At 63.7% G+C, this 8,860-nt stretch carries 11 protein-coding genes and 2 tRNA genes; 11 read left to right on the top strand and 2 right to left on the bottom strand.

All coding sequences use genetic code 11. From position 1 onward, the window contains the following. From OES25_16690 to OES25_16715, 6 genes are all read left to right on the top strand, one after another. Positions 1-284 (top strand): hypothetical protein (locus tag OES25_16690; GenBank protein MDH3629277.1); only part of this gene is annotated, 284 nt, incomplete at its 5' end. Positions 285-377: 93 nt separating this feature from the next. Continuing rightward, positions 378-938 (top strand): sigma-70 family RNA polymerase sigma factor, encoded by a 561-nt coding sequence (locus OES25_16695; protein MDH3629278.1) that lies wholly within the window; start codon positions 378-380, stop codon positions 936-938. A gap of 48 nt (positions 939-986) precedes the next feature. Beyond that, positions 987-1,811: a zf-HC2 domain-containing protein gene (locus OES25_16700; GenBank protein ID MDH3629279.1), complete on the top strand. Its 825-nt coding sequence runs from the start codon at positions 987-989 to the stop codon at positions 1,809-1,811. 16 nt (positions 1,812-1,827) lie between these two features. Further along, positions 1,828-2,415, top strand: a complete 588-nt coding sequence (locus OES25_16705; GenBank protein MDH3629280.1) for a hypothetical protein — start codon at positions 1,828-1,830, stop codon at positions 2,413-2,415. Beyond that, the gene (locus tag OES25_16710; GenBank protein ID MDH3629281.1) at positions 2,412-3,158 is read left to right on the top strand and encodes an HAD family hydrolase; all 747 of its coding nucleotides are present in this window, start codon (positions 2,412-2,414) and stop codon (positions 3,156-3,158) included. The genes OES25_16705 and OES25_16710 overlap by 4 nt, the downstream gene beginning before the upstream one ends. A gap of 23 nt (positions 3,159-3,181) precedes the next feature. Continuing rightward, positions 3,182-4,081, top strand: coding sequence for an aminotransferase class IV (locus OES25_16715; GenBank protein MDH3629282.1), 900 nt, complete (start codon positions 3,182-3,184; stop codon positions 4,079-4,081). Here the strand turns inward: OES25_16715 and OES25_16720 are convergent. Further along, positions 4,078-5,916 carry a VWA domain-containing protein gene (locus tag OES25_16720; GenBank protein MDH3629283.1) on the bottom strand — a complete coding sequence of 613 codons (1,839 nt, stop codon included), beginning with the start codon at positions 5,914-5,916 and terminating at the stop codon, positions 4,078-4,080. The genes OES25_16715 and OES25_16720 overlap by 4 nt on opposite strands. A gap of 95 nt (positions 5,917-6,011) precedes the next feature. Here OES25_16720 and OES25_16725 point away from each other — a divergent pair, with 95 nt between their 5' ends. After that, complete coding sequence (locus OES25_16725) at positions 6,012-6,494, top strand: peroxiredoxin (GenBank protein MDH3629284.1); 483 nt, start codon at positions 6,012-6,014, stop codon at positions 6,492-6,494. Between the two features lie 21 nt (positions 6,495-6,515). On the opposite strand, the gene OES25_16730 is transcribed toward OES25_16725, so the two are convergent. After that, a tRNA-Sec gene (locus tag OES25_16730) sits at positions 6,516-6,613 on the bottom strand. A gap of 138 nt (positions 6,614-6,751) precedes the next feature. Here OES25_16730 and OES25_16735 point away from each other — a divergent pair. The 4 genes from OES25_16735 (at position 6,752) to OES25_16750 (ending at position 8,552) form a co-directional block, all read left to right on the top strand. Next, positions 6,752-6,827, top strand: a tRNA-Ala gene (locus tag OES25_16735). 87 nt (positions 6,828-6,914) lie between these two features. Next, a complete protein-coding gene (locus OES25_16740; protein MDH3629285.1) occupies positions 6,915-7,871 on the top strand; it encodes an integron integrase in 957 nt (318 codons plus the stop codon). Between the two features lie 76 nt (positions 7,872-7,947). After that, a complete protein-coding gene (locus tag OES25_16745; GenBank protein ID MDH3629286.1) occupies positions 7,948-8,265 on the top strand; it encodes a type II toxin-antitoxin system RelE/ParE family toxin in 318 nt (105 codons plus the stop codon). Further along, the gene (locus tag OES25_16750; GenBank protein MDH3629287.1) at positions 8,262-8,552 is read left to right on the top strand and encodes a helix-turn-helix domain-containing protein; all 291 of its coding nucleotides are present in this window, start codon (positions 8,262-8,264) and stop codon (positions 8,550-8,552) included. The genes OES25_16745 and OES25_16750 overlap by 4 nt, the downstream gene beginning before the upstream one ends. Positions 8,553-8,860: the final 308 nt, after the last annotated feature.

Genomic DNA, 8,860 nt, shown 5'->3' on the forward strand with positions numbered 1-8,860 from the left:
ACGACAGTACGACCGACGAGACCATCTGGGTCGTCGACCTGAACTTCGACGAGAGCGATGACTGGCGCTCGAAGATGGTCAACGCGGTCTCGGTGGCCATGAGCAAGCGGATGGCGCTGCGGGTGTCGGTGACCTGGTTCTACGACAACCTGCCGGCCCTCCAGACGGTGACGCTCTTCGACCAGGATCCGGCGCTGCCGGGTGCGGTGGCCATCGGAACCGTCCCGTTCGAGCTGGACGAGACCGATATTCTGGTGACGACGTCGCTGGTGGTCGACTTTTAGCTCCAGCGACGGAACCCCCATCAGGCGGCCTGCGTAGGTAAGATCGAGGCGAGGGGCCGTCGATCCGGCCCCCCTCCGCCGCCCGGGGGCCGCATGTCCGAAACCGCCGAACTGGTCAGGCGCTGTCGTAGCGGGGATGCCCTCGCCTGGGAGGAGCTCGTCCGCCAGTACCAGTCACGGATCTACAGCCTGGCCCTGCATTACCTGCGGGATCCCGACGAGGCACGGGACCTGGCCCAGGAAGTATTCATCCAGGTCTATCGCAAGCTGGATGCCTTCCGCGGCGACGAGTTCACGCCCTGGTTGATGCGGGTCGGTCGGAACCAGTGCATCGATCGACTGCGACGGATCAAGGCCCGCCCGCCGGCCCGCGACGTGGAGCTGGATGACGGCATCGACCTCCCGTCGGACGCGATGGATCCCCACGCCGACGCGCAGGCGGGCGAGGAACGCCAGCTGATCCATCGGGCGATGGGTCGGCTGAGTGACGCCTACCGCGAGATGATCCTCCTCAAGGAGATCCAGGGTCTGCCGCTTCAGGAGATCGCGAAGATGCTCGATCTCCCCATCGGCACCGTCAAGTCACGATCGGCCCGCGCGCGGGTCGAACTGGCCAAGTCTGTCGTAAAGATCGACCCGGGGTACGGAGTGTAGGGAACCTCCTGCGACGCGGTGCGTCGTAGTGGGTGGAACGGAGAAACGATGAGCGACGAACGACACAGCGACGCACCCCGAGACCTGCTACGCGACGTGCTTGCCAACACCAGTGGCAGCCCGTGCACGCAGGCCGAGGAACGACTGCCGGCGTTCGTCGACGGCGAGCTACTGGGTATGGACCATCAACTGGTCCATCGTCACGCGCGGGCCTGTCAGGACTGCGGGCCGCTGATCGTTGCGCTCAACCGTTTACAGGAGGCGTTGCCACCGTTGGCCGACCTCTCTCCCGGCCCCGGATTCGCGGCCCACGTCTATGCCGCCACCAGCCGCTCGCAGACGCCGTTGCGTCCCCGCGGTATTCGAGATTTCTTGCAGGGACTCGGGCAGCTTCGTCGGCGACCCCGACTCCATCTGGAAGCCGGCTATCTGGGTGCGGTGGTGATCTGGCTGTTGGTGCTGGCGCCGTTCGCACCGATGCGAGAGCTCCCGGGCACCGTCGCATCGTTCTTCGACACGCAGGAACAGCACTCGCTCCCCCGTCAGGCCGAACAGGTCTGGCAGGTCACGGGGGAAGCCGGCATCGAGTCGGTCCGCAACCTGACGGATCGGATCGAACGTCGCGTGGAACAGTCCGCCCCGGCCCGCGACACCCTGGACCGCAACTACCACAGCCTCCGCGAGGCGGTGCAGGATCAGGATCCGCAGCGGAGCGGCGAAGCCCTCAACGGAATGGGCGACGGGCTCGAGGGAATCTGGCAGGCGATGACCGGTCAAGCAGACGGCCGTGATGACAACGACGACAGCGAAGACAACGACGCAGAGGCCGGAAGCTCCCGACCGCTGCGTACACCCTTGAACGAATGGCTATGAACGAAGGAGTGACCCAATGAGTCCGACCTACGACAACCCCCACGGCGAGACGCCGCCCCAGCCGCAGGCCCCGCCGGCCCAGACCTACGCGGCGCCGCCTGCGGCCGCCGCACCGACTGTCGTCGCCGACCCCCGCCGTCGACTGATCGCCCTGGCCTGCTTCCTCTCGATCATGCCCGGTCTCGGACAGATCTACGTCGGGTATTACAAGGTCGGCTTCATCCACATACTCACGGTGGCGTCAACGATCGCCCTCCTGGCCAACGACGTCGCCCGACCGCTGACTCCGTTGCTGGCTCTGTTCCTGGCCTTCTTCTGGCTCTACAACATCGTGGACGCCGGTCGTCGGGCCTTCGCTTACAACTTCGCCCTCTCCAACAACACCGAGGAAGCGGCGATCACCATGCCCGAGGGCTTCGGCTTCCCGCCCGGCGGAACGATCCTGGCCGGCCTGATCATCACCGGTCTGGGTCTCGCCTTCCTGGCCGAGAACGTCTGGGACATCTCGATGCTCTGGGTCGAGGACTGGTGGCCCGTGGCACCGATCGCCTTCGGTCTCTACCTCCTCAGTCGTGGCTGGAAGGAACATCAGTCCGCAGAATGACCGCCAACGACCCCACCCGGATCGCCATGTGGTCCGGGCCCCGCAACATCTCGACCGCGCTCCTGCGAAGTTGGGGCAGTCGCACCGACACCCATGTCTGTGACGAACCGCTTTACGCCCACTACCTGAAGGTGACGGGCCTCGATCATCCGGGACGCGACGCGGTGTTGGCGGGGCAACCGACGGAATGGCAACAGGTCGTACGAGAGCTGCTGGGACCGACGCCCGGCGGCCGACCGCTGTTCTATCAGAAGCATATGGCCCATCATCTCTTGCCGGATATCGGTCGGGACTGGTTAAGGCCGCTGAGGCATGCGTTCCTGATCCGTGACCCGCGAGAGATGCTGACGTCGCTGCATCATCAGATCCCGGAGCCGACCCTGGAAGACACGGGCCTGCCCCAGCAGTGGGAGCTGTTCGCCGAGCTTCGTGGCGAGCATGGACAGACGCCACCGGTGATCGACTCGCGGGATGTGCTGGAACAACCGGGCGTGATGCTGGAGCGACTCTGCCAAGCCCTGGACGTGCCCTACGATCCGACGATGCTGACCTGGGAGGCCGGCCGACGAGAGACCGACGGGGTCTGGGCCCCCTACTGGTACGACGCCGTCGAGCGCTCGACCGGATTCCAGCCCTACAGGAAGAAGGAAGAGCCGCTACCGGCGTCGCTTGACGATCTCCTGCTACGCTGCCAACCGATCTACGATCGGTTGCATGCCGTTCGACTGCGACCGACGGCCTGACGAATGTTCCACGAGGATTCGACGTGCTGCAGAAAGCCGATCCCCGCAACGCCTCGATCCTGATCAACATCAACGGCACGCTCCACCCCCGCGAGTCGGCGGGCATCAGCCCCTTCGACTCTTCCGTGCAGGGTGGCGACGCGGTGTGGGAAGGCCTGCGTCTCTACGACGGCAAGATCTTCGCGCTAACGGAACATCTTGCGCGACTCCGTTCGTCGGCCAAGGCGCTGGCGTTCGACACGATCCCCGACGACGAGACGTTGACCGACGAGATCCGCCGAACGCTGCAGGCCAACAAGATGCACGACGACGTGCACATCCGGCTGACGCTGACACGCGGCGTCAAGATCACCTCGGGCATGGACCCGCGACTGAACCAGAGTGGCCCGACCCTGATCGTCTTGGCGGAGTTCAAGCCACCGGTCTACGACACCGACGGTCTTTCGCTGATCACCAGCAGCCTGCGTCGCTTCCCGCCGGACTGCCTGGACCCCAAGATCCATCACGCCAACCTGCTGCAATCGATCCTGGCCAAGATCGAGGCCAACCACGCCGGCGCCGACGACGCACTGATGCTGGATCGTCGTGGCTTCATCGCCGAGACCAACGCGACCCATCTGTTCCTGGTCGAGAACGGTGTGCTGCGGACGCCGCACACCCACGCCTGCCCCGAGGGCGTCACCCGCTCGACGATCCTACGTCTCTGCGAGACCGCCGACATCGCCACCGAGATCGCCGACATCAGCCTGACCGAGGCCTATCGCGCGGACGAGCTGTTCTGCACGGGGACCATGGGCGAGCTTGCGGCGATCACGCAACTCGACGGACGCCGCATCGGCAACGGCGCGGCGGGACCGATGACGTTGACGCTCAGCCGGAGTTATCGGGCCGAGGCCCGCAAGAACGGCACGCCCATCGTCTAATTCGTGTTCTCGACCCGCCAGACCCGCTGGGTTTCGACGGAGAGGTCGCGACCGGTCGCCTGACTCTGAACCCAGAACGTCATGTCGATCTCGCCGAGTTGTCCGTAGTCGATGGGGTCCAGACGACCGGCACACCGATCGCCGCGACGGGTGAACTGCAGTTCGTGGGTTCCCAGCGCGACCTCGGTCGATGGCGCGGACGAGCGCTGAAGCGCCTCGGTCACCGCGGACCACTCGACCTTCTGCCCGGTGAAATCGCAGACCTGGAAGTAGACGCCCAGACCCCGGGTGTCGGGGAGCGTCGTCCCCGGAACCGGCACGTAGGGCGCACGGTCCCTCTTTGGATCTTCTGCGGCCTTCGCCAGGACCAACATCGGCTCCATGGCGAACGGTCGGTCGACCGGCACGTCACGGATCTCGAACGGCTGACTGAAGCCCAGCGGCACCTTCATCGACGGATGGTAGGCGTAGGCGTTGGCGGTGTAGCCCCCGGGCGGCAGACGGAACGAACGGTAGTAGAGCCCGGCGCCTTCCACCCCGACGACTTCCGGTGTCTTCAGATTCAGCGGCTGACGGAACGACTGCACGACGGTGCCGTTGGCGCGACGGATGACACCACCGAACTGCCAGGGTGACTCGTCGTCGGCCCGCTGGATCAGGTCGCTGGGGGCACGCAACACGAGCCGTACATCCCAGCGTGCCGGCGAGATCGGTCGCATGGAGATGATATCCATCGTCACACCGCCGTCGTCGTAACCATGGGTGGAAACCCGGGCGGTACGCGCCATCGAACGTTGCATCTCCCGCTGCGAGCGCTGGACATGTCCCGACGGATAGTGAGGACGCACGCCGTCTCGGCGGATGAAGACCCGCAGACGTTTCCGTTTGTCCTCCGTCGGTCGCGGATCGTGGACACCCAGGGTGTAGCGGCAGCTGATATCCCGATGGGCACGGACGATACCGCGGGAAAGGTCGTTGGTGTTGCGGGTAAATCGCCCACCGGTCTCATTGGCAAGACGCGCCAGGAACGGATCGCCCCCCGGGCGCAGGCCGGCGGTGAGTCCGGCGCTGTCCACGGGATAGAGGGCGGTCCGGGTCCGGGAGGCCATCGCCGCCAGCAGTCGGTACTCGACGTCGTAGTTCCAACCGTTGGGTGAGAAGATCCCGGACATGAACAGCACGATCTTCCGACCCGGCACGAACTCCATCAGGTTGTAGAAGTCGAGGAGGCTGTCGAAGGTCCTGCGTTCGGTCAGCGAGTTGTTGGACACGGCATAGACCGCCGGATCCTGCGACATCGTCTTCACCGCCTCGATCACCGCATCGACGTCGTGCGTGAAGTCCTGATGGATCCGGATGCCGTCGGCGAGAGAGACGACCATGTGGGGTAAGCCGTTGAGACCGGCGTTCTCGAGGATGTTGACGGTCTGCCGGACCATCTCCGGCGGGTTGCTCATGTGACGGTAGTCGAAGAACAGAACGACGCGCTTCTCCTTCGTCCGGGCCAGCGCCGCGGCGGCGACGGCGTTCACCTCGACCGACGGGGCCGTCGGATCGTAGTCCGCCATCTCGCAGTCCACGTCCAGGCTTCTGGGGGTCACCCGATCGAAGCCCACCATCACATCGAACTCGTCGATGGTGAGGTCGGTGACGGGATCGCCCTTGCGATCCAGCGCCACCACGTCGATGAGGATCCATTTGACCTGGACCTCCTCGGTTCGCTGGATGTCTATGGGGGTCGAGCCGCCTTCGGTCTCGTCGGCGAGGAGGATCGTCCCCGCGAGGGTGACGGCGAGGCCGACGATCAGTACGATGCCCGCTGCCTTGACTCTCATGGTGCCTCCGTTGACGGAATCATACCCCCATTCAAAGGGCGCACCTTCCATTCCCGCGGAGTCCAAACCGCGGCCACTCATGGAGATTGACGACGATGATCGAAGTCGGCAAGCGACCCCCGGCCCTGACCCTCAACGACACCGACGGCAAGAAACACAGCCTGAAGGACTATGGGGGCCAACACGTGCTGGTCTATTTCTACCCCAAGGACGACACGCCGGGCTGTACCAAGCAGGCCTGTGGCTTCCGGGATCTGTGGAAACCGATCCAGACGCTGGGAGCGGTGGTCCTGGGGGTTTCCGCCGACGACGCCGACTCCCACGAGGCCTTCCGCAAGAAGTACCGGCTGCCCTTTCCCCTGCTCTGCGATCCCGGTCACAAGGTCATGACCCGTTACGGGGCCTACGGCGAGAAGGTGCTGTATGGCCGCAAGTCCATCGGCGTCATCCGCTCGGCGGTCTGGGTGGGCCCCGACGGCAAGGTCATCAAACACTGGGCCCGGGTGGCCAGCGCGGCGAAACATCCTCAGAAATTTCTCGATCTCTTGAAGGAATTCGAGGGGATAGCCACGACATAGGTCAGTGGTTCCATGGCGGCTTGGCGGAAGTGCATGGGAGTCGAACCCACCTCGGACGGGGATACCGCCCGACACACGGTTTTGAAGACCGGGGAGGCCACCGGGCCTCATGCACTTCCGGAGTCGTCTCGCGATAGAGCGGCGGATCGTACCAAACGCCCCGTCCACACCGCGAGTCTTTACAAGACTTTTGCGTCTGATGCCCCCCCGCCCGGCCGCCGACCAGCCTTTGTGATAGCTTGTGGCTCCTTCGGAACGGGGCTGTAGCTCAGCTGGGAGAGCGCCTGACTGGCAGTCAGGAGGTCTGGGGTTCGATCCCCCACAGCTCCACCATGTCTCCCCGACATGGGTATCGGTTTCCTAACCCACAACCGTCTCTAGACGAACCCAGCGCGTCGTCACGGCGTCGATGATCGATGGATGAAACTCCTCGATCGGCTCCGTAACGAACTCCGCGTCCGTCGCTACGCGCGCAGCACCCTCAAGTCCTACGTCACCTGGGCCCGCCGCTACATCCTGTTCCACGATCGTCGTCACCCCGACGCCATGGGCGAAGCCGAGATCCGCAGCTTCCTCAGCCACCTGGCCGTCGATCGACACGTCGCCGCCTCGACCCAGAACCAGGCGCTCAGCGCGTTGCTCTTCCTCTACAAACACGTCCTGAGGAAAGAGGTCGACTGGATCGACGACGTCATCCGCGCCAAACAACCGCGACGCATGCCGGTCGTGATGTCCCGAGACGAAGTCCGTCGTCTTCTGGACAACCTCACCGGCGACGGCTGGCTCCTGGTCGCCCTGCTCTACGGCGCAGGCATGCGACAGATGGAGGCCCTCCGCATCCGCATCAAGGACGTCGACTTCGCACGCAACCAGATCATCATCCGCGCCGGCAAAGGACAGAAGGACCGTCACGCCCTCCTCCCCGACCGACTCCACACCGCACTCCGCCAACGGCAGGAGACCACCGCGGCCGTCCACCAGATGGACCTGGACGAAGACGGCGGCTGGGTCGAACTCCCCGACGCCATCGGACGCAAGGCACCCGCCGCCGCACGGGACCTACGCTGGCAGTGGCTTTTCCCCGCCGCACGCACCTACCGCGACGGCGAGACCGGCCAACGCCGACGCCACCACATCCACCCAACGACGCTGCAACGCCAGGTCTCGGCAGCGGCTCGAGCCGCGCAGATCCACAAGCGAATCAGCTGCCACACGCTGCGTCACTCGTTCGCCACGCATCTGCTGGAAGACGGCAAGGACATCCGCACGGTGCAGGAGCTGTTGGGCCATCGCAGCGTACAGACGACGATGATCTACACCCACGTCCTCAATCGAGGACCGTTGGGTGCGAGAAGTCCGATGGATGGGTTGTATTGAACGGCGCGTCGGACATTCCCCTCCCAGCCCCAGCGTTCATGCTTGCACCGCATACGCCAATGGCGTATAGTTCTTGATGACGTTCATCGAGACGTCTGTATTCACGAGGCAGATCAAGAATCTCCTCAGCGCTGACGAGTATCAAGGCCTTCAACTCGCACTGCTACTGCGTCCTGAACAGGGTGCATTAATACCCAACAGCGGTGGTTTGCGGAAGATTCGCTGGCGCAGACAGCGAGGTGGAAAACGTGGCGGGATCCGGACGATCTACTACTGGCATGGCGACGAAGAGGTCTGTTACTTGCTGCTCGCCTATTCCAAGACGAAGAGAGACGACCTCACAGCACGTCAACTAAAGATCCTTCGTGAGATTGCATTGAAGGAGTTCAAATGAAAACCGAGATGTTCGATGATCTGGTCGACAGTGTCCGCGAAGCCGGCAAGATTCGTCGCGGAAAGAAGAAGCCAACCCGCGTGCGTCGATTCAAGCCGTCTGACATCAAGAAGATCCGTTCCCGACTGGGCGTCACGCAAACAACCTTTGCGCTGATGATTGGCGTGAGTGTTGCAACCCTTCGCAACTGGGAACAAGGGCGCCGAGAGCCCGAAGGCCCCGCGAAAGCGCTTCTAATTGTGGCCTCAAAAGACCCCGAGGCGGTTGCGAGAGCACTTCATTCGTAGACTATCGGACTAACCCGCCGATTTGCCGACACTGCCGACAATTCCTCGCAGGGTATCCATGCGCTGTATAATCGTGACTGAAGGAACGACGGCTGCCAAGGAACGTGTTGATCGCGGGTGACTTGCGGCAATCCGAGCCAACTGCAACCCGTCACTTACCCTGCGAACCAAAAGGGATAAACTCCTTATCGAGTTCTGTAGATTTAACGTTAACCGTGCTCTAGAAGCACGGAGGTCCACGGAAACTCCTGCGGCTCGGAACCACCCCAGCGCTTTCGAACGTTGCGATTGTGAGATTGACGGTAGCG

It is taken from the genome of Acidobacteriota bacterium (assembly GCA_029861955.1).
GTDB lineage: Bacteria > Acidobacteriota > Polarisedimenticolia > Polarisedimenticolales > Polarisedimenticolaceae > JAOTYK01.

Excerpts from the sequence above, each read along its gene's own strand:
- OES25_16695 (MDH3629278.1), top strand. The coding sequence starts at position 378 with ATGTCCGAAACCGCCGAACTGGTCAGGCGCTGTCGTAGCGGGGATGCC.
- OES25_16700 (MDH3629279.1), top strand. The coding sequence starts at position 987 with ATGAGCGACGAACGACACAGCGACGCACCCCGAGACCTGCTACGCGAC.
- OES25_16705 (MDH3629280.1), top strand. The coding sequence starts at position 1,828 with ATGAGTCCGACCTACGACAACCCCCACGGCGAGACGCCGCCCCAGCCG.
- OES25_16710 (MDH3629281.1), top strand. The coding sequence starts at position 2,412 with ATGACCGCCAACGACCCCACCCGGATCGCCATGTGGTCCGGGCCCCGC.
- OES25_16720 (MDH3629283.1), bottom strand. The coding sequence starts at position 5,916 with ATGAGAGTCAAGGCAGCGGGCATCGTACTGATCGTCGGCCTCGCCGTC.
- OES25_16725 (MDH3629284.1), top strand. The coding sequence starts at position 6,012 with ATGATCGAAGTCGGCAAGCGACCCCCGGCCCTGACCCTCAACGACACC.
- OES25_16740 (MDH3629285.1), top strand. The coding sequence starts at position 6,915 with ATGAAACTCCTCGATCGGCTCCGTAACGAACTCCGCGTCCGTCGCTAC.
- OES25_16745 (MDH3629286.1), top strand. The coding sequence starts at position 7,948 with ATGACGTTCATCGAGACGTCTGTATTCACGAGGCAGATCAAGAATCTC.
- OES25_16750 (MDH3629287.1), top strand. The coding sequence starts at position 8,262 with ATGAAAACCGAGATGTTCGATGATCTGGTCGACAGTGTCCGCGAAGCC.